A 23,827-nucleotide genomic window follows, 5' to 3' on the forward strand; every position below is an offset into this window, starting at 1 on the left:
GCCAGAATGCATTTATCGTGACGAATAATCAATAAATATGATAAGCTGAATGCAAGTTAATATGTAAAATTCGGTTGACGTAAGCTCAAGGTTTGAGCCTTCTCAGGGGTGTGAGAAGGCGCCTTGTGCTTGCGTTTTTTTATTTTTTGAGGTGAAAATATGCAGTTTATTGGAACACTTTGTTTAATTTTAGTTGCCACTACGTTGGCCGGACATATCAGCGTTCGCTTGCGTTTGCCAGCTGTGATTGGACAACTCGTAGTTGGTATTATTCTAGGCCCTGCTCTTTTGGGCTGGATTAAGGCGGATGAGTTTATTCATTTATTTTCAGAGATTGGCGTGATTATCTTGATGTTTAGCGCCGGGCTGGAAAGTGATTTGAAATTACTAAAAAAATATTTAACCCCGAGCATTAGCGTCGCGTTTTTTGGAGTGGCGCTGCCAGTTTTAGGAACGTACTTATTTTGTATGGCCATTGGCGTCAGCTTACTAGAGAGTATTTTTATTAGTGTTATTTTTTCGGCCACTTCTGTTTCAATTTCAGTAGCCGTGTTAAAAGAATTAAATGTTCTCCAAAGTAAAGCCGGCGCCACCATTTTAGGTGCCGCGGTTGTCGATGATGTGTTGGCAGTCGTGATTTTAAGCGTAATGGTTAGTTTAATGGGGTCACAAGTTGACCCCAGTGCCGCCCACAGTAACTTGGTCATTACTTTTGCCGGCCAGATTTTATTTTTCGTTGCCATTTTTGTGCTTGTTAAGTGGCTAACGCCGTTTTTGACATCATTAGCCAAGCATCTATATGTTTCGGGCGGACCGACAATCGTGGCCATTATTTTATGTTTATCAATGGCATATGTAGCTGATTTATTAGGATTGAGTTCAGTTGTGGGTGCCTTTTTTGCCGGCATTGCGGTGGGCCAAACTAAGGTAAATCATGAAGTTGAAGCAAATATTCAACCAATTGGTTATGCCGTTTTTATTCCCGTGTTCTTTGTCAGCATTGGCTTAAGTATGACATTTACAGGGTTTATGAAAGATCTATGGTTAATTGCCATTTTGACGATTATCGCTGTCATCACAAAGTTAGTAGGGGCTGGTTTTGGGGCGAAACTGACTCATTTTAGCATTCCAGATGCTTACATTGTGGGTGCCGGGATGATCTCTAGAGGTGAAATGGCGTTGATCATTGCCCAAATCGGGTTTGATGCGAAACTAATTGGCCCTGATTATTATTCATCAATCATCACAGCAGTCATTTTGACGACCATTTTGGCACCAATTTTCTTGAAACATGCATATGCGATGAAAATGGAACACGAACCGCATGCTGTTGTGACAGAAGACTAAAAAAGTTCTGAACAGATTTGTTCAGAACTTTTTATTATTGTAGTAGATCCAAGATGCGACGTAATTCACCAGCTGGTAATTGTCCTGGTGCGGAGGTGTGCGTTAAACTGGCAAAGGTTGCCACACTACCAAAGGTTTGTCCTGCAATTCGCGAGATTTGGCCCAGTTTACCCATCGACATTGCAATGATGGGTTGATCAATCTGATGATCGGCAGCTAGTGTTGCGTTCATTAATGCCATCACATCTTCACGATCTTTTGGTGCACGGGCCACTTTGATAATATCAGGATTTTGTTTGGCCATTTGTGCAAACAAGAAGATGAGGACTTCTTTACTTTCAGTTTTAGTAAAATCATGATGACTAAGTAGGAGTTTTGTATCACTATTATCCGTCAAATGTTTCAAATGAGTAATCACTTGGTCTGATTTTGAATATTCAACATCAATCACATCCGCAATGTTTGCTTCTATAAATTGTTCGTAGGCATCAATGTATTGTGCTTCATCGAAGTCTAACATACCACCTTCGTCGCTGGTGCGATTTGTAATGATGAGCGGCTTGCTGCCAAGAATCTGCTTTAATTTTTTTCCTGTTGCAATTAATTGATCAATGTTGAAATCTTGCGCAAAGTAGTCAATGCGCCATTCCACTAAATTAGCAGGCGAGGTCATAATTGTTTCTGCTTGAACCAAGACTTCATCGAGTTGGTCGGCAACAATTGGGACGATAATTCGTTGGGGTTGTTGATTACCAAGCATTAAATCCTTAATTTTGAGTTGTTTATCCATAAGTTAAAAAAGCTCCTTCAAGGTTTATATTATTGAGCGTATCATTGTCTGGTAAAGGGGTCAACGAAAGTTTTTGACTGATTTCTCATAATTTTTTAATTTTAACGCTTGACAGATATCTTGAGAATTGTTAAAGTGTGTTTAATCAATTTCACAGGAGATTTTAATATGCTAGAAAATAGAACGTCACAAGTAAATAGCTATTATTACTATTGGTTTATCAAGTGATGTTTGGGTCAATCCTAGACGCAAACATCACGTTTGCATCTAGGTGACCAATAGTTTTTCGCGTATTAAAAACAATTGCCACATAGATGTTGTTAGAAAAAACAAACACTATGTGGCGTTTTTCTATTCTTACCAGTAGTAATGGATAGTTGAACAATTATTTTTTGAAGCCTCACAGTGTTTGTCGACACTGTGAGGCTTTTAATTTTTGAAAGGAGTGGCTTTGATGCAACAGTTAACAGATATTGATGGACGAACACAATTATTTAGCTTTTTTGCCCATCCAGCTCAACATAGCTTTTCACCATTGATGTATAACACCAGCTTCAGTCATCATCACATCAATGCAAGATATTTAGCCTTTGACATTGAACCACAACATTTCAAAACAGCAATTGAAGCAATGAAAGTGTTGAATATCGGTGGTGCCAACCTATCAATGCCATTTAAACAGACGGTCATTCCATATCTCGATGAGGTTAGTGATCGAGCCAGAAAATTACAATCGGTCAATGTCATTAAAAACGATCATGGACGCTTGATTGGCGACAGTGTTGACGGTGAAGGATTTTTCTTAAATCTCGCTAACCACAACATCGATGTTCGTCATCAAACAATGACAGTGTTTGGTGCCGGCGGAGCAGGAAGATCGATTATCCAAGCCGGAATTGACCAGCAAATTGCTCAAATCAACGTCTTTAAAAGAAAAAATCAAACATTTAACCAAATTCGCCAACAACTAGATGACTTAGCAAATGGCAAACAAACAGAGATGCACCTAATCGATTACGCCGATGAAACCCAGATGAAAGCCTCGATTGAAGTAAGTAAATTGATTGTTAACACGACCAACTTGGGAATGGGCGAGTATCAAGCAACAATGCCAGCTCCGCCTGGTGTTCTAGACCATCTCAATCAATCACAAATTGTTTGCGATGTGATTTATTCACCCCCTGAAACAAAATTTTTAAAATTTGCCAAACAAAAAGGATGCCAGGTGTTTAACGGTTTAGGAATGTTAATTTATCAAGGTGCGCTAAGTTTTAAAATTTTTACTAACTTAGAAATGCCTATTGAAACAATCACAAACAAAATTCAACTACAACTTACTCAGTAAAAAAGAAAGAAGAGACTATATTATGATTATTATTTTAAACAACAAAACAGCAGCTAAAACCAAACAAATGATTCAACAACACTTCAATGGTAAGACAGATATCTTCGTTCACAATAACCGCATTGCCTTAAACAAAGTGACACCAGCTGATTTAACTGATGATGAAAAAGCAGGTATTGACGATGTGATTATGGATCATCCCGCAGCAGTTCAAGGCAGCCGCGCCCTTCATCCTGAAAACACAGTGATCAAATTACCACACACCACAATTGGTGTTGACGGTCAATTTGCGATGATTGCTGGCCCTTGTTCAGTGGAATCAGAAACACACGTTGCTAGAATGGCTAAAGTTGCTAAAGATGGTGGGGCAACAATGCTACGTGGTGGTGCTTTCAAGCCTCGTACCTCACCATACTCATTCCAAGGGCTCGGCGAAGATGGATTAAGATTCTTACGCCAAGCAGCAGATCAACAAGGCATGGACATGATTACTGAAGTCATGGATGAAACACATCTTGATGCCGTTTGCCAATACACAGACATGTTACAAATTGGCGCCCGTAACATGCAAAACTTTTCACTATTAAAGGCTGTTGGAAAAACCAATTTACCTGTATTATTAAAACGTGGGATGTCAGCTTCAATCGATGATTTGATGAATGCAGCAGAATACATTGCTGCCAGTGGTAATCACCAAATTGCATTGTCAGAACGCGGTATTCGCAGCTTCGATGACAAGTACACACGTAATATTTTCGATGTTAGTGCAGTACCAGTGCTGCAAAAATTGACCCACTACCCAGTAATTGTTGATCCTAGCCATGCTGAAGGACACTGGGATTTAGTTACACCAATGGCATTAGCTGGAACAGCTAGTGGTGCAAATGGTTTAGTGGTTGAAATTCACGATAATCCTGAAAAAGCATTCTCAGATGGACCACAAGCATTGAAACCGGACACTTACAAAGAAATGACAAAAAAAGTTTTCGCCCTTCATGATGCATTGAATGGCATGACGACACAAAAAGGAGCCGTTGTTAATGGCTAAGGTACATGTTTCATTACCTGAAAAAGAATACGATGTTTTAATTGAAAATGGGTTATTAGATCGAATCGGTCAACTGGTTAAAAGCCATTGGGAATCCAAAAAGATTGCGTTAATCAGTGATACGAATGTGGGGCCTTTGTACCAGGAGAAGGTTGCAGAAAAATTAAGTCACGAAAGCTTTGATGTTAAGTCATATAAGGTTCCTGCTGGTGAAGCATCTAAGGCATGGCAAACAGTCGCCCAATTAGCTGATCAAATGGCTAATGATCACTTCACCAGAAGTGACGGTGTCATCGCTCTTGGCGGCGGTGTAATTGGTGATTTGGCGGGATTTGTTGCTTCGATTTATATGCGCGGCATTAGTTTCATTCAAATTCCTACTTCATTACTAGCTCAAGTTGATAGTTCAGTTGGTGGCAAAACAGCAATTGATCTTGGTCAAGCTAAGAATATTATTGGCACCTTCTACCAACCAGATGCAGTCTTCATCGATCCTAATACATTAGCGACAATGTCAGATCGTTATGTTGCTGAAGGCTATGGCGAAATTGTCAAAACAGCAGCACTGGATTCGACTGATTTTTGGCAATTGATTGAAACCATCAATTCAGTGGATGATATTCGTCAGCACGCAACGCGATTAAGTGAACTGAGCGTTGGGTTTAAAGCACGGGTTGTCATGGAAGATGAAAAAGAATCTGGCATGCGGCAACTACTTAATTTTGGTCATACAATGGGTCATGCTATTGAGCTACTAGCCAATGGCGCTTTAGCACATGGTGAAGCCATCAGTGTGGGGATGGTACACATCATGCAAATTTTTGAAGATCAAGATTTAGCAACTGCTGGCGTTACTGCAGCGATCAAAGACCGATTACAAGTAGTTGGGTTACCAACTGAATCTGAATTGCTTGGTAGTGACGCCTTTTACGAAAAAATTCAAAACGACAAGAAAAATCGTAATGGCCGATTGAATTTGGTTTACGTGAAAGATTTTGGTGAACCAGCCATTTATACTGTCCCAACGAATGAAGTACGCGCGTTCTTTAACGAAGAAAAAATATTTGAACAGATCCATTGAAAGGTAGGCAACTAAGTTTATGCGTTATGTCACAGCAGGAGAATCACATGGTCCAGAGTTAATGTCAATTATTGAAGGCATTCCCGCTGGCTTAAAATTATCAGTGGAACAAATTAATGCTGATTTAAAACGGCGCCAACAAGGCTACGGTCGTGGTAACCGGATGAAAATTGAAACAGATCAAGTTAAAATTTTAACTGGCGTTCGCCACTTAATCACAATGGGCTCACCCATTACTTTAAACGTAACAAACCGTGATCATGCGCATTGGAATGAAATTATGGATCCAATGATCGAAGCTACTGAAGCTAATTCAGTTCGTCAGGTCACACGCCCTCGTCCAGGTCATGCTGACTTAGTAGGTGGCATGAAATACCAGCACAAAGATTTACGTAACGTGTTGGAACGGTCAAGTGCGCGCGAAACGACCATGCGTGTTGCCGTAGGTAGCTTGTGTAAACAAGTGTTAGCTTCAATCGGGGTGGAAGTGCTGGGCTTTGTGCGCGAAATTGGCGGCATTAGTGCCGATACTAGTAAACTAGATCAATACAAAGACTTGGCATCTTTGAAAAAAGTTACCGATGAAAGTCCAACACGTACTTTTGATGAAGAAGCTGATCAAAAAATGCGTGATCTCATTGATGAAACTAAGAGAGCAGGCGATACTTTAGGTGGCGTAGTGGAAGTGATTGCCACCGGTATGCCGGCAGGGGTTGGTAGTTATGTCAGTGCAGATACAAAGCTTGATGCCAAATTAGCACGAGCAATTGTTGGAATTAATGCCTTTAAAGGTGTTGAATTTGGGGATGGTTTTGAGTTTGCCCACCACCCAGGTAGTCACGGTATGGACGAGATTTTTTATGATCAAGATCAAGGATTTTATCGACAAACAGACCATCTTGGCGGTTTTGAAGGTGGCATGACTAATGGTATGCCTGTAGTGATTAAGGCGGTCATGAAGCCCATTCCAACCCTTTACAAACCATTGATGAGTGTCGATGTTAAAACAAAAGAAGCTTATAAAGCCAATGTTGAACGCTCGGACACCACTGCTGTGACTGCCGCTGCAGTCGTTGCTGAAGCCATGGTGGCGATCACCTTGACAGAAGCATTACTTGATAAATTTGATAGTGATTCAATTGAACGCTTCAAAAACCAAGTATCACAATACTTACAAGAATTAAAAGAATATTAAGACTAATTTCGTTGGAGGAATTTAAATGACAACAGTTTTATTACCTGATAGTAAAAATGGCTTACACGGGCAGCTTTTAGTGCCTGGAGATAAGAGCATTTCACATCGATCAATCATGCTAGGTGCGATTAGCCATGGTACAACGACTGTTGATCATTTTTTATTTTCCGACGATTGTTTACATACAATTGGTGCATTTCGTGCATTAGGTGTTGATATTCAAACAACAAAGTCAGCTGTGCAAATTAAGGGACAAGGTGGGTTTAATCATTTCACAGCATCCAAAACGGCATTAGATATGGGAAACTCAGGCACTTCTACACGTTTGTTGACAGGCTTTTTAGCAAAACAACCCTTTGATATCGACTTTTTTGGGGATGACTCGTTAAGCAAGCGTCCTTTGAAACGCGTTAGTGAACCTTTGTCTCAGATGGGTGCCAAAATTAAAGCAACTAACGATAATTTTTTACCGATGACCTTACAAAAAAATGATCAGTTAGAGGGCATTGATTATCAAATTCCTGTTGCTAGTGCACAAGTTAAAAGTGCCTTGATTTGGGCTGGATTGCAGGCTGACACCCCAACCCATTTAACGGAAAAATTAATCACTCGTGATCATACTGAAAAAATGATTCGACAATTTTGTGGCACGATTGAACAAGACGGTGTCAATATTACTGTGACGCCACAAGATGAGTTTAAAGCACAAACGATTAATGTTCCCGGTGATATTTCATCAGCTGCATTTTTCATCGTGGCCGGACTATGTGTACCTAACAGTAAAATTACACTTCAACAAGTAGGATTGAACCCTACGCGAACAGGAATTATTCAAGCACTTGAAAAAATGGGCGCCAGGTTCGAGATTACTAACCAAGCAGATAGTGCAGAGGAAATGGGTGACGTGACGATAACTGCCCAACAATTACGAGCAACGGAAATTGGTGCGCAAGAAATTCCAGCGATGGTTGATGAGATTCCACTATTAGTTTTAGCAGCAACCCAAGCTGTTGGCACAACCGTGATTAGCGGTGCCCAAGAATTGCGTGTTAAAGAGACCGATCGAATTGCAACAGTCACTGAAGAACTCAATAAAATGGGAGCGGGTATTGAGGCTAAACCAGATGGATTTGTCGTTAAAGGTGGTGTGAAATTACATGCTGCTCATGAACCATTAGATTCACATGGCGATCACCGAATTGGAATGATGCTTGCAATTGCAAACTTGTTAGCCGATGATAATAGTGAATTAAAAAATGCAGATGCCATCAGTGTGTCATATCCTGCATTTTTAGATGATTTAACACAGTTGCTAAACTAATAGAGTAAGGAAGATTGTAATGAAGGTTGTTGTCAGTGGCTTAGGTGAAATGGGTGCTTCTCTTGCCTTAGCCTTAAAACAGAATAATAATGCCATTGAAGTTATTGGTGTTGATGTCAATTCAGCAACTTTAAAAAAAGCACAGGACACGGGCTTGGCAAGTCAGGTGGACACTGATTTAACGCAAGTGGCTCCAAGCGCAGACGTTATTATCTTAGCTGGCCCAACCAAGGTGATCATTGAGCAACTTAGCGAATTGGCAAATTGCTCACTTAAGGAAAATGTCTTAGTGACTGATACTGGGAGTACAAAGGTCCAGGTTCTTAATGCGGCACAACCGTTATTAGAAAACGGAATTCATTTTGCGGGTGGCCATGCGATGGCGGGTACACAAAAAGCCGGCATTAACGCAGTGGACGTACATCTCTATGATCATGCACCCTACTTTATTGTTGGTCCTGATCAAAATGCTAATGAACAGTTACAAAAATTACTGACGCCGTTAAAATTAACGTTTATCGAATTATCGGCCACAAAACATGATGAAATGATGGCCTATTTAAGTGATCTACCCCATATTGTTGCTGCTGGATTAGTTAACAGCACTAGAGAGGCACTACAAGAATTTCCTGACATGCCAAATTATGCGGCGGGTGGCTTTAAAGACACCACGCGCATTGGTGGTGCTGATCCAAAAATGTGGACAGATATTTTAACGACAAATCGCGAAGCAACATTGAAATCGTTAAAGCAATTTGAAATGGTTTTAAAAGAACTTGAAGTGGCAATTGCTGCTGAAGATGAACATAAAATTCACGACTTTTTTGCATCATCAAAGCAGTTACGCCAACAATTTGAGGAGTGAAAATAATGCAACCTTTGATTTTAGTAGGATTTATGGGTGCTGGCAAAACGACAGTTGGCACGCAACTTGCCGCTCAATTAAAGATTCCTCAATTTGACTTAGACCAGCTAATTGAAGCTTCATTAGGAGAAACCATTGTTACATATTTTAGCCGTATGGGTGAAGAAAAATTCCGTCAAGTGGAAACGAAACTTTTAAAAACACATTTGGCTGATGAAGGCGTCTTGTCCACTGGTGGTGGGGTGGTTATGAAAAAGACCAATCGCCAACTGTTAAAACAAGCAGCGGCGCCGGTAATTTATTTACGAACCCAACCGGAAGAGCTTTTGGAGCGACTTCAAAATGATTTGCAACGACCACTGTTACAACAAATGGATCATGATGCATTTATCGAACTATGGCAATACCGAGAAAAGTTATACCAAGAAGTGGCCGATGTGGTGATTGAAACTGATGGTAGGCAACCTGATGAGATTGCCACCACGATTTTAAAAGAGATTGGATGAATTGATATGGAATTAGAACAACTTCGACAGCAAATTGACCAATGTGATGATCAAATTATGCAAGCTTTAAAAAAACGACTTACAATTGTGCAAAAAGTGGCCGAATTTAAACAAGATCACGATTTGCCAGTTCGGCAAGCTTCAAGAATGGATCAATTAGTGGCTAGATTGACTGAAACCTATGGGGATGCCAATTTAACTTCTGAATTTATCGCGCAACTCTATCAATTAATTATGGAACATGCCATTCAAATCGAAAACAAGCATTAATCCAAAAAATTAATGCTTGTTTTGTTTTATAATGGATCAATATGAGGTGATTATCGTGTTATCAAAACAACAACAAGAACAACTAAACCAGGTACAACTATATGTAAAACAAGTTGAGGGTGGTGATACTAGTGGCCACGGACTTGATCACTTACATCGCGTAACGACTATGATTTCGCGGTTAGTAAGAAATGAATCAGCGGACGAATTCACTGCATTATTGGCGGGTTGGTTGCATGATGTCATTGATGATAAATTAACTGATGACCCAGAAGGTAGACAGGAAGAAGTGCGACAGTTATTGCAACAACTCACAGTTGATCCCGCAGTGATTGCTGAAGTGATGACGATCATTACCAATATGTCTTTTTCTAAAACGTTGGGTGATCATCCGGTTAAATTATCAATTGAAGGGCAAATTGTTCAAGATGCTGATCGTCTTGATGCCATTGGTGCACTGGGTATTGGTCGGGCGTTTTATTACAGTGGTCATGTGGGTGAAGAAATGTATGATCCACAAAAAAAGCCCCGCATGCACATGACAAAGGAACAATATCGTCAAGAGCCGGGGACTACGATTAATCATTTTTATGAAAAATTATTTAAAATTTATGAGATGCTAAATACCGAAAGTGCCAAACAAATTGGACAACAACGTCAGCAATTAATGCGTGATTTTGTGGCGGCCTTTAAAGATGAATGGCAGGATTAACGTAATAAAATTAGGCCACGAATCATTAAATTAACGAAGATGGAAAGTAACAAAGCAAGTCCCATCGAAAAAATAAAAGGTAACATCAATCCTTGCACCGTGCTGATTAAGGTGGATCCCTGATTAAGCAAGACCATCACTAAATTAAGTAGCACGAAGACCGTGATAAAACTGATGCCGCCCAATACTGAATTAGACAAGTCAGCCTGGCTAAGGTCAAAGCCACCGATACAAATATTGACGATTAATAGGAACCAGACGATGACATGCCACCAAACTAACGGTGAAGCGTCAACGACTGGATTTGTGGTAAATCGACTCATTAGAAAAGGCAATAGTGTTGGAAATAACCACTTTGTTAAATAAAGAATAGCTACTGTATTGCCGATGATTGGGGCAATACCGATAAATAGGTTACCGATTCTTTGATAAAAACTACGTGGATTCCAAGTATGGTTAACGTATCCTAACGATTGATCGTTACTCATTTGGTTTGGAAATTTCAGTAGCCGAAAACTTTTAATTTTGTGGAAAAACAGTAGTGCGACGAATAGGTGGCTCAATTCGTGAATCACGATCCCAATAAAGCCACCATAAATTTGAGCAGCGTAGCTAAAGTTGTTTACGACTATTTTTTTGGTGTTTCGCGCTATCAGTACCAGCAGTGTTCCTAAAATAAGTGGAATGACAACTAAGAAAAGGCCTGTAAATTCAATTGCTTGACCAAATGACTGTAACAATTTTACGACCTCACTAAGCTTGTTCTAAATCAACAAATGGCGCTTGCACTAATTGTGCTAATGCCACGGGATTAATTTTAATTGACCGCCCAATTTTACCTGAAGAGACATAGATATAAGGTTCAGATTCAGCTGCTTGGTCAAAGTAGATTGGGTAACCAAATTTTTCAAAAATACCCACAGGTGTGTTGGCACCATGTTCATAGCCAGTGGTTTTTAACAAATCTTTTAAAGGCACCATATTAACCTTTTTATTGCCAGAGACCTTGGCGAGCTTCTTTTCATCCATGTGTATATCGACTGGTAAGACACCAACCACAGGACCAGTTTCATTGCCAGTCAGGACTAATGTTTTATAGATTAAGTGTTCGTCAATGTCACTGTGGTCAACGGTCAGTTGAGCAACGTCTCCCTCCTGATGGGTGGGAAATTCTGTTTGTTCGTAATCGATTTTATTTTTATCAAGAATTTGTTCAACTAAAGTTTTTTTAATTCTTTTTTTCTTACTCAAGTGTAAGAGCCACCTTTCGTTAGTCCAAGTTTTGGAACGGACCAATTTTATAAAAGTATACAACCAATTGTAAAAATCTGGTATACTCATGTCAGAATATGAAACTTAGGGTTTGAAATTGAGGAGCTTAATGGAATGGCAGACTTAGTATATCGCAAGGTCATGCATGATCTCAAAGAGCGAATTTTTAATAATGAATTTAGTGATAAGAAACTTCCTGATGAAAGATCGTTAAGTGAAACATATCAGGTTAGTCGAAGTTCTGTCAAACGAGCATTAAATGTTTTGGCACAACAAGGGATCATTTTTAAAAAACGTGGTTCGGGAACCTTTATTAACCCATTATACTTAAAAAATCAGTCAATGTTTCATTACGAGGGGACTAATTTAGGGGTAACGGATAGTTTTCAAGTGGATGGCAAAAAACCATCTGTTAAGTTGTTAAGCTATCAAGTCATTCCGGCTAGTCCGGAATTGCAACATGATTTATTTTTAACGGATAATGATTTTGTCTATGAAATTAAACGGCTACGTTTATTTGATGAGCAACCGATTATTATCGAAACAGGTTATATCCCAATTCGAATTATGCCGGCATTAACACCGGATGTGGTGAAGGGCTCAATCTTCAATTATTTAGAAGACATAGAAGGTAAATCCGTTACAAAATCATTCTTGTCAATTTTAGCAGAACCTTCTAATAAGGAAGATCAAAAACTATTAGGACTGTCACCAACGGAACCCGTTGGAATTATGGAAGGAATTTTCTTCCTAGATGACGGAACACCATTTGAAGTATCTAACATGCGGTTACATTATAAGTATTTGAAGTATAATACGTTTGTTAGTTTGGATGAAGAATAGAGTGCGGAGAAAAACGGGTTGCACCTGAGGATTAACGTACTAAAAGTGAAATCCCTGGTTTTGGGATTTTACTTTTAGTGGGTTAACCGGAAGGTGCAGTTTTTCGGAGCACGTTTCGGATAAAAAGAGAGAAAACAAAAAGTTGAGTTAGTATCCAACTCTGAAAAAATAACCTCAAGTCATCATCCAACAAGGATGATGACTTTTAATTTATAATAGAAGAACCACCTCTCAAAAGAGGCGTGTTCACATCAAAATACCCATAAAATCCGAACTTTTTTAAAAAATTTTTTTGCAAAAAGTAGCTATAAAAGCCCTTACAACGTGATTATGTTGCTTGATTAAATTGGACCGTATCAATTTTCAAAAAAGTTGACTTTTTAGAAAAACCAAGTATCATAGTGAGTGTAAATTAGAACTTAGGAATTTACGTTGTTGTTGCTACAAATTTTATCTAGTAGTTATTTAAGTTTATGAAGGAGTGTAAAATTCATGGCAGTAGATTACGATTCCAAAGAATATTTGGGAAAAGTTGATGCATGGTGGCGCGCAAGTACCTACCTTTCAGGCGGCATGATTTTTCTAAAGAGCAACCCATTGTTCTCAGTTACAAATACACCAATTAAAGCAGATGACGTTAAGGTTAAGCCTATCGGTCACTGGGGTACTATCTCAGGACAAACTTTCCTTTACGCACATGCTAACCGTTTGATCAACAAGTATGGTTTGAACATGTTCTACATCGGTGGCCCAGGTCACGGTGGTCAAGTTATGGTTACAAACTCATATATGGATGGTTCATATACTGAAGCTTATCCAGAAATCACCCAAGATCTTGAAGGTATGTCACGTTTATACAAACGTTTCTCATTCCCAGGTGGTATCGGATCACATATGACTGCTCAAACTCCAGGTTCACTTCACGAAGGTGGCGAACTTGGTTACTCACTTTCACACGCTACTGGTGCTGTTTTAGATAACCCAGACCAAATTGCATTCACTGTCGTTGGTGATGGTGAAGCTGAAACTGGTCCAGCAATGACAGCTTGGCATTCAATTAAGTTCTTGAACCCTAAGAATGATGGTGCTGTGTTACCAATTCTTGATTTAAATGGATTTAAGATTTCTAACCCAACAATTTTCTCACGTATGAGTGACGAAGAAATTAAAAACTTCTTTACTGGATTAGGTTACTCACCTCGCTTCCTTGAAAATGATGATATCCACGATTACATGACTTATCACGAAAAAGCTGCTAAGTTATTTGATCAAGCAATTGCTGATATCAAACAAATTCAAGAAGATGCTCGTGAAAACGGTCGTTACCAAGACGGAAACGTTCCTGCATGGCCAGTTGTGATTGCTCGCCTTCCTAAAGGTTGGGGCGGTCCTACACATAATCCACACGGTGAACCAATTGAAAATTCATTCCGTGCTCACCAAGTTCCACTTGGTCTTTCACAAAAGAATCTTAGTGAATTACCAGAATTTGAAGAATGGATGAATTCATACAAGCCAACAGAATTATTCAATACTGATGGTTCATTGAAGGCTGAAGTTGCTGACTTTGCACCTAAGGGTGACAAACGTATGGCTAAAAACCCAGTTGCTAATGGTGGTCGTCCTCGTGGCGAAAAGCCAGAAACACTTGACTTGCCAGACTGGAAAGAATTTACAAATGACATTAACGCTGACAACCGTGGAACACAATTAGCTGATGCTAACCGTAACATGGATATGAACGTATTGTCAGGATACTTGGCTAAAATTGCTACCAAGAATCCACATTCATTCCGTTTCTTCGGACCTGATGAAACAATGTCAAACCGCCTTTGGGAAATGTTTGATATTACAAACCGTCAATGGATGGAAGAAATCAAAGAACCAAATGACCAATTTGAAGCACCAGAAGGCCGTATCTTAGATGCTCAATTATCAGAACATCAAGCAGAAGGCTGGCTTGAAGCTTACACATTGACTGGTCGAACAGGAATCTTTGCTTCTTACGAATCATTCTTACGCGTTGTGGATTCAATGATTACACAACACTTCAAGTGGATTCGCCAAGCTGCTGACCAACCATGGCGTAATGATTATCCATCATTAAACTTAATTTCAACATCAACTGTATTCCAACAAGACCACAATGGTTACACTCACCAAGATCCAGGTCTGTTGACTCACTTGGCTGAAAAGAAGTCTGACTTCATTCGTCAATACTTGCCAGCTGATGGTAACACATTGCTTGCAGTCTTTGATCGTGCCTTTACTGAGCGTCAAAAGATTAACCATATTGTTGCTTCAAAGCAACCTCGTCAACAATGGTTCTCAGTTTCAGAAGCTGAAGAATTAGCTACCAAGGGTCTTAAGACAATTGACTGGGCTTCAACTGTTGCTGAAGGCGAAAAGGCAGATATCGTCTTTGCTTCAGCCGGTGTTGAACCAACAATTGAAACACTTGCTGCACTTGATCTTGTTAACGATGCCTTCCCACAAGTTAAAATGCGTTACGTTAACGTTGTTGAATTGAACCGTCTACAAGAAAAGAATGGCGCATTGAACGCAGAACGTTCATTATCTGATGCGGAATTCACTAAGTTCTTTGGCGAATCAGGCACACCAGTTGTCTTTGGATTCCACGGCTATGAAGACTTGATTGAATCAATGTTCTATCAACGTCAACACCTTGGTTTACATGTACATGGTTATCGTGAAGACGGTGACATCACTACTGCATATGACATGCGTGTATACTCAGAATTGGATCGTTTCCACCAAGCTAAAGATGCCGTTGAAACACTTGTTTCAGAAGGCGTTGTATCAGCCGCTGATGGTAAAGCATTCAATGACAAGATGGACAGTATCTTAGATAAGCACTTCAAGATTACTCGTGATGAAGGTCGCGATATTGAAGAATTTACTAAGTGGAACTGGACACCATTGAAGAAGTAAATTATAGAATTATAGTGAATTTCGCCTAGAAGCTTCACTAATAAAATAATAGAGGAATCAAATTTCTACAAAATAGAAATTTGATTCCTTTTTTATTTTGTAAATTTTTTTAAATTTACAAAAAATTAATAAACACATTGATTCACTTGAAAATTATGATGCTATATGAAATCAATTTCATTAAATTAAACAAAAGCCGATTTACTGATGTTGACAGCGCTTTCAAAAACTATTATGATCTTAGTGTGCAGAATCTGGTATATCACTTTTTCCAAATAATTCTGCTTTTTCATATATATGCTGGTAAATACGATACTTATCGCAAAAAAACGGGGAGGCAAAATTTAATTATATAAAAAGAGGAAAAATAGCAATCGTTTCGTTTATTCATATTTATTCATTTTATTGGAAATCAATTTATAGTTTATAGGAGTGAGAACATGGATAAGTTACAAAAGACAGTCACTGTTAAAGCTGCACCATTTGGCATAAAAGATAAATTAGGTTACATGTTTGGAGATATTGGAAATAACTTTTCTTTCAATGTTGTAAATTCGTTTTTAATGATTTTTTATACAAATGTGTTGGGCCTAACAGGAGCTCAAGTCGGAATTCTATTTCTAATTGCCCGATTTGTTGATGCTTTTGCTGATATAACAGTTGGACGACTTGTAGATAATAGTAAATTACACAAAATTGGACGATTTAAGCCTTGGATTAATCGAATGAGATATCCCTTGCTGATTTCACTGGTATTATTATTTGTACCAATTGTTGCAACATGGTCGTTACCATTCCGATTAGTTTGGGTTTTTGCAACCTATCTCGCCTGGGGAATTTTTTATTCTGCAGTTAATATCCCTTATGGTTCAATGGCCTCAGCAATTAGTTCAGACCCAAATGATAAGACATCTCTATCAACGTTTAGAGCTTTAGGATCTGCGCTGGGAAGTGCGATTACTAGTTATATTATTCCAATGTTTATCTACATTGGTGCAACACAAAAAATCTCGGGAAGTCGTTTTTTCTGGGTTGTTGTAGTTTGTGCAATCATTGGATGGATTTCCTATCAACTAACAACTCATTTGACTACTGAACGTGTTAGAACCGAAAAAAGTGAACCAGTTCCGCTTGGACGAGTTGTTAAAGGATTGTTTGAAAACCGTGCCTTACTGATTCTGGTTTTAGTTGATATTGTTATTGTTATCAATCAAAATTTGTCGGGAACGTTAATTTCATACTTATTTAACGACTATTTTGCAAATAAAACAGCCATGGCGATTGCCTTGATCTTCAACTTTGCGACAGTAATCCTACTTGCACCTTTCAGTAATTATTTAACTCGCCGCTTTGGCCGTAAAGAAACTTCAATTGTCGCATTATTAATTGGTGCAGCAATTTACGGTGCATTAATGATAATTCACACGCATAGTTCTGGTTTTTATCTAGTAATGCTGTTCTTTGGTTCACTAGGTGCAGGAATGTTTAACTTGATGGTTTGGGCATTTATCACAGATGTGATTGATAATCATGAAGTGATTACGGGAGTTCGAGAAGATGGTATCGTGTATGGCGTTAATTCTTTTGCCCGTAAAGTTGCCCAAGCCATTGCTGGTGGATTTGGTGGTTTCATGTTGACATTTATTGGCTATCAATCATCTACGGGTGGTGGTGCAGCTCAAACAACAGCCGTAGTAGATAAAATTTATTTATTAGCAACTGGGGTTCCTACATTCTGTTTAGCCGCCGCAGCACTGTTATTGCTGTTTTTCTACCCATTAAGTCGTAAAAAAGTTAATGAAAATGCCGCTAAGTTAACTAAACTACACAATGAAAATGCCGAAGAAGAAGCCGCTGAAGACTCAAATCAAGAATAAATTTCTTAATAATGGGCGCTAAAGAAAGTTGGTAATTCGATGAAATTAAGTACAAAATTATTGCAAATTGATAGTAACGACGATTTTATTGAAATTGAAACAAATGGGGCTGAATTTAGAGTTTATTTGCTAGATTCAAATATTATTCGAATGAGGGGAACTTTTGCTGATGAATTCTCACCGGAATCTTCATATGCGTTAACTAAAACGGCTTGGGAAGACCAAACTGATGAGTTAATTGGCGAGGAAAGAACGCATGTAAAGGCAATTAAGCCTACACTCAATAAAACTGAGTTTGGCTATTCGGTTTCAACGGGGAAATATATTTTAAATATTTATGAAGATCCATTTATGTTTGAAATTACAGATTTAGAGGGTAATATTGTTCATCAAGATTTGGCAAAACGTGCATTCGCACAAGATGAACTAGGGCGCTCTTATCACTATTCAACAATGGGAGATAATCATTATTTTTATGGATTTGGTGAGAAGTCGGGTCCATTGAACAAATTCAAACGCCGCATGCGTATGCATAATACTGATTCATTAGGTTGGAATGCTGAAAAATCTGATCCTTTATACAAAATGATTCCGTTTTACATTGATTACAATCAAAATAACAACGTTGCCAGTGGGTTATTTTACAATAATATGTATGATTCAGTATTTGACATGGATAGTGAGCATAGCAATTATTGGCTTCGCTATAGTTATTTTCAGTGTGATGGTGGAGATTTAGATGTCTTTTTCATTGGCGGGCCAAAAATTAAAGACGTTGTTGAACATTATACAGATCTAACCGGTAAGAGTGTGATGACACCATTAGCATCTCTAGGTTATATGGGATCCACTATGTATTACACCGAATTAGATGAACATGCAGATGATGCTATTCTGGACTTTATAGACACGTGTAAAAAATATGACATTCCTTGTGATGGCTTTTTTCTATCATCTGGGTATACAAGCGGGCAAGATGGTAAACGTTATGTCTTCAATTGGAATAAAAAACGTTTTCCAAACCCTCAAAAATTTGTTGAGGAATTGAATAAACGTGGAGTATTGTTATCTCCAAATATTAAACCAGGTATTCTGAACACTCATTTTTTGACAGAGGATTTTGAGAAAAATGATGCTTTTGTAAAAACGAGTGATGGAAAAGGAGCTCAGGTTGATCAATTTTGGGGCGGACCAGCGCATTTCATAGATTTTACAAATGAAAATGGTCGAAAACAATGGGCAAAGCATATGACTGAGTCACTACTATCAATCGGAATAACCTCAATTTGGAATGATAATAATGAATATGAAATTAACGACAATGATGCACTTACAGATACTGAGGGTTTACATCAAAAAATTGGTGCTGTTAAGCCCATCATGTCTACGATTATGGCCAAAACAGCTAAAGACGCCATTCATGAGTATGATCCAAATGTTCGGCCGTATTTAACTAATCGAGCTGGGTTTGCAGGTGTCCAAAGATATGCCCAAACATGGGCAGGAGATAATGGTACCAGTTGGACAAATGTTAAATATAATGTTCCGACGATTTTAGGAATGGGACTTTCAGGGGTCGCCAATCAAGGCTGTGATATCGGTGGTTTTGATGGTCCAGCACCTGAACCAGAACTATTTGTCAGATGGGTGCAAAATGGTATTTTTCAACCTCGATTTACAATTCATTCTTCAAATACTGATAACACAGTAACAGAACCTTGGATGTATCCTGATTATACAAAATACATTCGTGAAGCAATTAAATTGAGATATAAACTAATACCCTATTTTTACTCTTTACTGTTTGAGGCGTCTACAAAAGGATCACCCATTATGAGGCCATTAGTATATGAATTTCAGGATGATCCAAAAGTGTTAGAGGAAAGTTTTGAATTTATGCTTGGATCTTCACTGTTGGTGGCAAATATTTTAGACAAAGGTCAGACAGTGAAGGATATCTATCTTCCTGCTGGAGCTTCTTGGTATGATATTAAAACATCAAAATACTATGAGGGTGGACAGACGATTCGAATACCTGTCGATCTTTCTTCAATACCAATGTTTCTTAAAACAGGAAGTATTATCGCCATGAGCCCGAACATTCATAACTTGCATAATGATGTTATAAAACAATTAAATATGCTGATCGAACCTAGTCAACAAATTGAATTTACTGTTTATGAAGATGACGGTAAAACAAATAATTATCAAAATGGTGAATTTTTAACTACACAGTTTTCTGTTGAGCAAGAAAATGATTCAGTTTCAATAAATGTGATTAACAAAGGAAATTATGAGTCACAAGTTGAAAAAATGGTATTATCAGTAATTTGCCCAAAAGTTGCACCATTTAATATTTTCTTGAACGAAAATGAGATACAACAGTTTTTAAATTATGACAAGTTTATTAATACAGAAGAAGGTTGGTATTTCAATGGTGAAACTCGACAAGTTGAAATCCGATTCAATAATAAAAAATGGGATAAATACAAAGTGATCATCAATTTTAATGTTAAAGATCTTATTTCAATTTAAGGATTGAAAATGGCGAGAATAGCTTTTACAAAAAAGAATGAGTTGGTGGGATTGTGAAGCATAATATTGATTTAACAACAGGGACACCTTTTTTTAAAATTATTGTTTTTTCAATTCCATTGGTTGGCGGATCTTTATTTCAACAATTATATAATTTTATAGATACGATTATTGTTGGTCGGTTAATTGGGGTTGAAGCATTAGCTGCAGTTGGAGCATATTATCCACTTAGCTTTTTGATTCTTGGTTTTGTGCAAGGAAGCTGCGTGGGATTTAGTATTCCATTAGCTCAAAGTGTTGGTGCTAAAGACGAAGAACTGGAGAAACAATTCTTATTTCACGGCATATTGATTTGTGTCATTATGGCGGTTGTCCTCACACCGATTATGATTTGGTTAACCCCTTATATTTTGACGAGTTTAAATACGCCACAAAACATTATGAATTTAGCTACCACATTCACAACAATTTCTTTTGTCGGCATTCCCGCAAATATTCTCTTTAACTACTCAAGTAACGTTTTAAGATCGTTTGGTGATTCGGTTCACCCGTTCTATTTCTTGTTAGTGTCGTTGCTATTAAATATTTTATTAGCATTGATCTTCGTGACAATTTTCCATATGGGTATTGCTGGAATTGCAATTGCAACAGTAATTAGTGAGTTTTTTAGCGGATTTTTAAATGTCGCCTGGTTTTACTTTAACAAACGATTTGACTTTGTGAAGTCTTACAATTTTAAGTTTAGTTCACGACACTTAAAAAAAATTTGTTTAATTGGATTTCCGATGGGGTTCGAATATTCGGTATCTGCAATTGGGGCTATCATCATGCAAGATGCGATTAATTTGTTAGGTACTGCATCTATTGCGGCTCAATCTGCTGGCGATAAAATTCGGCAATTATTTACATTGCCAATGGAAAGTGTCGGGATGGGTATTGCTACGTTTATGGCTCAAAATTATGGGGCAAATAAAATTGACCGTGTAAAAAAAGGAGTTTGGCAAGGTTCGTTAATACAAATCTGCTATTCCGTCGTTGCCTTATTAGTTGTGATGGCATTTAAGCAGCCGCTGATTTCAGTTGTCCTTGGTACAACAAGTGGCGGTGTATACGACAAGGCTAATCAATATTTAATTTCAATCAGTTTATTTTTTGTTTTACACGGATTGTTGATGATTTTTAGGAATACAATTCAAGGCTTGGGGCACAGTTTTTATGCAGTTCTTTCGGGTGTTGGAGAGCTAATTGGTCGCTCAATAGGCGCCGTATTGTCAATGGCGGCGTTGGGGTATACGGCAATCTGCTATTCTAACCAAATTGCTTGGGGCATTTCTTTAATCTACTGTATCATCATAGTATTTATGTTATTGAAACATCTTACGAATGAAAAACAAATTTAAGCAGCAACGAAATTATTAGAGCATTATGAAAATTTTGCAGAAGAATTATAAAAATTGGAAAGAGGTTTTAGTCATGGCTTTATTGGATAAAGATTTTTTGTTGACAAATGAAATGGGTAAAAAACTTTTTCATGATCACGCTTCTAAAATGCCGATTATTGATTTTCACTGTCATTTGAATCCTCAGGAAATATATGAAAACAAAAATTATCCTAATTTAACTAGAATTTGGATTAATGATGGCAGTTTTGGTGACCATTACAAATGGAGACTTATGCGTGCAAATGGCGTACCAGAAGAATATATCACTGGTGATGGCGATGAGTATCAAAAGTTGGTCGAATGGGCCAAAACAATTGAAAAGGCAATTGGAAATCCGTTGTTTGAATGGACGCACTTGGAATTACAACGCTTTTTTGGCATTACAGAACCCTTTACCTCAAAAAATGTTAAACAGGTTTGGGATAAGGCTAATAGTATGTTGGCAACGGATGATTTTAAACCCCGTAATTTGATCAAAAATTCAAATGTTCAAGTTGTGTGCACAACAGATGATCCAGCGTCGGATCTGAAATATCATGTACTTCTCAAAAAAGAAGAACATGAGAATGGGTTTAAGGTATTACCAGCAATGAGACCCGATAAAGCTTTTAATATTTCAGCAAACACCTTTGCAGAATATTTAGATGAATTTTCTTCGGTTTCAGGCATTGAAATAACCAATTTTGAATCATTTATTCGAGCTTTTGAACAACGTTTTGAATTTTTCAACAGTCTGGGTGGTCATTTATCTGATCACGGATTAAATACCTTTCATTTTGTCAAAGCTTCAGCAAAAGACGTGAATGATATCTTTAATAAAGGCCGAAATAATGAACAGTTAACGCAAAACGAAGTTGATGCATATGCAACTGCATTAATAGAAGAATTAATGCGTTTGAACAAAAAATTTGGTTGGACCATGCAGTATCATGTTAATGCAATTAGAAATGCTAATAAACCAATGTTTAAAAAAATTGGGGCTGATGCAGGATTCGATTCAATGGGTACGCAACCGGATATGGCAGAGCAAATCATGAATTTGCTAATTGATATGCAAACAGAAAACAGCATTCCAAAAACAATTTTATATTCGTTGAATCCAAATGATTGGTTACAGTTAGCAACTGGAATGGGTGATTTTTACGGTGATGACACAGTTCAAAAAATGCAACTTGGCTGTGCATGGTGGTTTAATGACACTCGTGAAGGCATGCAAGACCAGTTAAGGATTATGGCTCAACAAAGTTTACTTGCTAATTTTGTTGGGATGTTGACTGATTCAAGAAGCTTTCTGTCATATCCACGACATGAATATTTCCGCCGAGTTCTTTGTGATTATATTGGGCAATTAGCAAAACAAGGACAAGTTCCAGATGACGAACAATATTTGGGCCAAATTGTGGAAGATATTTCATATAATAATGCACATGATTATTTCGGCTTTTTTAACTAAAAATAAACGCAAAATGTTTAATTGACAAGATTTGTAAGGTTCATTACGAGGAGAATATCATGCAAACAATCGAAAATGAAAAATTTAAAGCTGAAATTAATGAAAAAGGTGCCGAATTGACACATCTCATTAATAAAAAAGGAAATTTTGATTATATTTGGAATGGTAGTCTATGGCCCAAACATGCGCCGGTTTTGTTTCCGGCAATTGGCAGATCAGCGAATGATTCGTACCAAATTGAAGGCAAAGAATATGAGATGCCACAGCATGGGTTTGCTGCAGACCAATCTTTCATAGTAAAAGAAAATACTGGAGCTAAATTAAGTTTAGAATTAATTGCAAATGATACTACCAAAAAATATTATCCATTTGAATTTGAATTGAATGTTACATTTCAATTAACAGAAGATGGTGTAACTATTGAATTCATAGTTATGAATCGCGATAAAAAAACTCTTAGTTATTCAATTGGATCACATCCAGCATTTAATATCCCTATTAATGATGAAGGTACTTTTGATGATTATCTTATAAGCTTTGTACCAGAAAAGCTGGATTTAAAAAAGTTTGAAATTGTAAAAACGCCAAATCCATATCGTACCGGAAAAGTTGTAGAGATCAAGCCACAAGATCATGGAAAAATTCAATTAAATCACGAAATGTTTGAGGATGGTTTAATCATTATTGAAAATGATGGTATTTCAGCGATTAAAGTGAGTTCACCAAAAACAGAGCATTCAATTGATGTTACACTAAACGATTTTCGTTACGTATGTTTGTGGACAAAAGAAGGTGCTAATGCACCATTTTTATGCATTGAGCCCTTTCAAGGATTACCGGATATTAGTGGCCAAGAAAGCGATTTACTAACAAAAGAAGGTAATAAAATTTTGCATGGAGGCGAAAATGCAAAATATCATTATGAAATTAATTTAAAGTAAATTACAAGGTAGTTCATAAAAAAAGAAAGTAG

Annotated in this window: 20 protein-coding genes; 17 read left to right on the top strand and 3 right to left on the bottom strand. The window is 37.8% G+C overall.

Annotated elements, in window-relative coordinates:
- Positions 1 to 159 precede the first annotated feature (159 nt).
- Positions 160 to 1,347, top strand: coding sequence for a cation:proton antiporter (locus tag ACYVQZ_RS02480; RefSeq protein ID WP_461239812.1), 1,188 nt, complete (start codon positions 160 to 162; stop codon positions 1,345 to 1,347).
- Between the two features lie 34 nt (positions 1,348 to 1,381).
- Here the strand turns inward: ACYVQZ_RS02480 and aroD are convergent, their stop codons facing one another.
- Complete coding sequence (gene aroD, locus ACYVQZ_RS02485; RefSeq protein WP_461239813.1) at positions 1,382 to 2,137, bottom strand: type I 3-dehydroquinate dehydratase; 756 nt, start codon at positions 2,135 to 2,137, stop codon at positions 1,382 to 1,384.
- Positions 2,138 to 2,591: 454 nt separating this feature from the next.
- Between aroD and aroE the strand changes: the two genes are divergently transcribed.
- The 9 genes from aroE to ACYVQZ_RS02530 are packed head-to-tail and all read left to right on the top strand — an operon-like array spanning position 2,592 to position 10,480.
- Entirely contained in the window at positions 2,592 to 3,482 is an 891-nt protein-coding gene (gene aroE / locus ACYVQZ_RS02490) for a shikimate dehydrogenase (protein WP_461239814.1), read from the top strand.
- 22 nt (positions 3,483 to 3,504) lie between these two features.
- Entirely contained in the window at positions 3,505 to 4,530 is a 1,026-nt protein-coding gene (aroF, locus tag ACYVQZ_RS02495; protein WP_461239815.1) for a 3-deoxy-7-phosphoheptulonate synthase, read from the top strand.
- A complete protein-coding gene (gene aroB, locus ACYVQZ_RS02500; protein WP_461239816.1) occupies positions 4,523 to 5,611 on the top strand; it encodes a 3-dehydroquinate synthase in 1,089 nt (362 codons plus the stop codon). Before aroF ends, aroB begins: the two co-directional genes overlap by 8 nt.
- 19 nt (positions 5,612 to 5,630) lie before the next feature.
- The gene (gene aroC, locus ACYVQZ_RS02505) at positions 5,631 to 6,806 is read left to right on the top strand and encodes a chorismate synthase (RefSeq protein WP_461239817.1); all 1,176 of its coding nucleotides are present in this window, start codon (positions 5,631 to 5,633) and stop codon (positions 6,804 to 6,806) included.
- Positions 6,807 to 6,831: 25 nt separating this feature from the next.
- Positions 6,832 to 8,127 carry a 3-phosphoshikimate 1-carboxyvinyltransferase gene (aroA, locus tag ACYVQZ_RS02510; protein ID WP_461239818.1) on the top strand — a complete coding sequence of 432 codons (1,296 nt, stop codon included), beginning with the start codon at positions 6,832 to 6,834 and terminating at the stop codon, positions 8,125 to 8,127.
- Between the two features lie 19 nt (positions 8,128 to 8,146).
- Positions 8,147 to 8,992: a prephenate dehydrogenase gene (locus tag ACYVQZ_RS02515; RefSeq protein WP_461239819.1), complete on the top strand. Its 846-nt coding sequence runs from the start codon at positions 8,147 to 8,149 to the stop codon at positions 8,990 to 8,992.
- 5 nt (positions 8,993 to 8,997) lie between these two features.
- The gene (locus ACYVQZ_RS02520) at positions 8,998 to 9,498 is read left to right on the top strand and encodes a shikimate kinase (RefSeq protein WP_461239820.1); all 501 of its coding nucleotides are present in this window, start codon (positions 8,998 to 9,000) and stop codon (positions 9,496 to 9,498) included.
- 6 nt (positions 9,499 to 9,504) lie between these two features.
- Positions 9,505 to 9,768, top strand: a complete 264-nt coding sequence (locus ACYVQZ_RS02525) for a chorismate mutase (protein WP_461239821.1) — start codon at positions 9,505 to 9,507, stop codon at positions 9,766 to 9,768.
- Between the two features lie 55 nt (positions 9,769 to 9,823).
- Positions 9,824 to 10,480: an HD domain-containing protein gene (locus tag ACYVQZ_RS02530; RefSeq protein ID WP_461239822.1), complete on the top strand. Its 657-nt coding sequence runs from the start codon at positions 9,824 to 9,826 to the stop codon at positions 10,478 to 10,480.
- Here the strand turns inward: ACYVQZ_RS02530 and ACYVQZ_RS02535 are convergent.
- Together ACYVQZ_RS02535 and ACYVQZ_RS02540 are read right to left on the bottom strand one after the other, a co-directional pair.
- On the bottom strand, positions 10,477 to 11,220 hold the full coding sequence (locus ACYVQZ_RS02535; RefSeq protein WP_461239823.1) for a hypothetical protein: 744 nt from the start codon (positions 11,218 to 11,220) through the stop codon (positions 10,477 to 10,479). The genes ACYVQZ_RS02530 and ACYVQZ_RS02535 overlap by 4 nt on opposite strands.
- Before the next feature lie 13 nt (positions 11,221 to 11,233).
- Positions 11,234 to 11,731, bottom strand: coding sequence for an aminoacyl-tRNA deacylase (locus tag ACYVQZ_RS02540; RefSeq protein ID WP_461239824.1), 498 nt, complete (start codon positions 11,729 to 11,731; stop codon positions 11,234 to 11,236).
- 135 nt (positions 11,732 to 11,866) lie between these two features.
- On the opposite strand from ACYVQZ_RS02540, the gene ACYVQZ_RS02545 reads away from it, so the two are divergent.
- The 7 genes from ACYVQZ_RS02545 (at position 11,867) to ACYVQZ_RS02575 (ending at position 23,795) form a co-directional block, all read left to right on the top strand.
- The gene (locus ACYVQZ_RS02545; protein WP_461239825.1) at positions 11,867 to 12,595 is read left to right on the top strand and encodes a GntR family transcriptional regulator; all 729 of its coding nucleotides are present in this window, start codon (positions 11,867 to 11,869) and stop codon (positions 12,593 to 12,595) included.
- Positions 12,596 to 13,087: 492 nt separating this feature from the next.
- Positions 13,088 to 15,547: a phosphoketolase family protein gene (locus ACYVQZ_RS02550; protein ID WP_461239826.1), complete on the top strand. Its 2,460-nt coding sequence runs from the start codon at positions 13,088 to 13,090 to the stop codon at positions 15,545 to 15,547.
- A gap of 440 nt (positions 15,548 to 15,987) precedes the next feature.
- Positions 15,988 to 17,424, top strand: a complete 1,437-nt coding sequence (locus tag ACYVQZ_RS02555; protein WP_461239827.1) for an MFS transporter — start codon at positions 15,988 to 15,990, stop codon at positions 17,422 to 17,424.
- Between the two features lie 39 nt (positions 17,425 to 17,463).
- Positions 17,464 to 19,959 carry a glycoside hydrolase family 31 protein gene (locus tag ACYVQZ_RS02560; protein ID WP_461239828.1) on the top strand — a complete coding sequence of 832 codons (2,496 nt, stop codon included), beginning with the start codon at positions 17,464 to 17,466 and terminating at the stop codon, positions 19,957 to 19,959.
- A 53-nt stretch (positions 19,960 to 20,012) separates the two neighbouring features.
- A complete protein-coding gene (locus ACYVQZ_RS02565) occupies positions 20,013 to 21,359 on the top strand; it encodes an MATE family efflux transporter (RefSeq protein WP_461239829.1) in 1,347 nt (448 codons plus the stop codon).
- Positions 21,360 to 21,432: 73 nt separating this feature from the next.
- A complete protein-coding gene (gene uxaC / locus ACYVQZ_RS02570) occupies positions 21,433 to 22,854 on the top strand; it encodes a glucuronate isomerase (RefSeq protein ID WP_461239830.1) in 1,422 nt (473 codons plus the stop codon).
- 59 nt (positions 22,855 to 22,913) lie between these two features.
- Positions 22,914 to 23,795 (top strand): aldose 1-epimerase family protein, encoded by an 882-nt coding sequence (locus tag ACYVQZ_RS02575; protein ID WP_461239831.1) that lies wholly within the window; start codon positions 22,914 to 22,916, stop codon positions 23,793 to 23,795.
- Positions 23,796 to 23,827: the final 32 nt, after the last annotated feature.

This window comes from Paucilactobacillus salsurae (assembly GCF_054784995.1).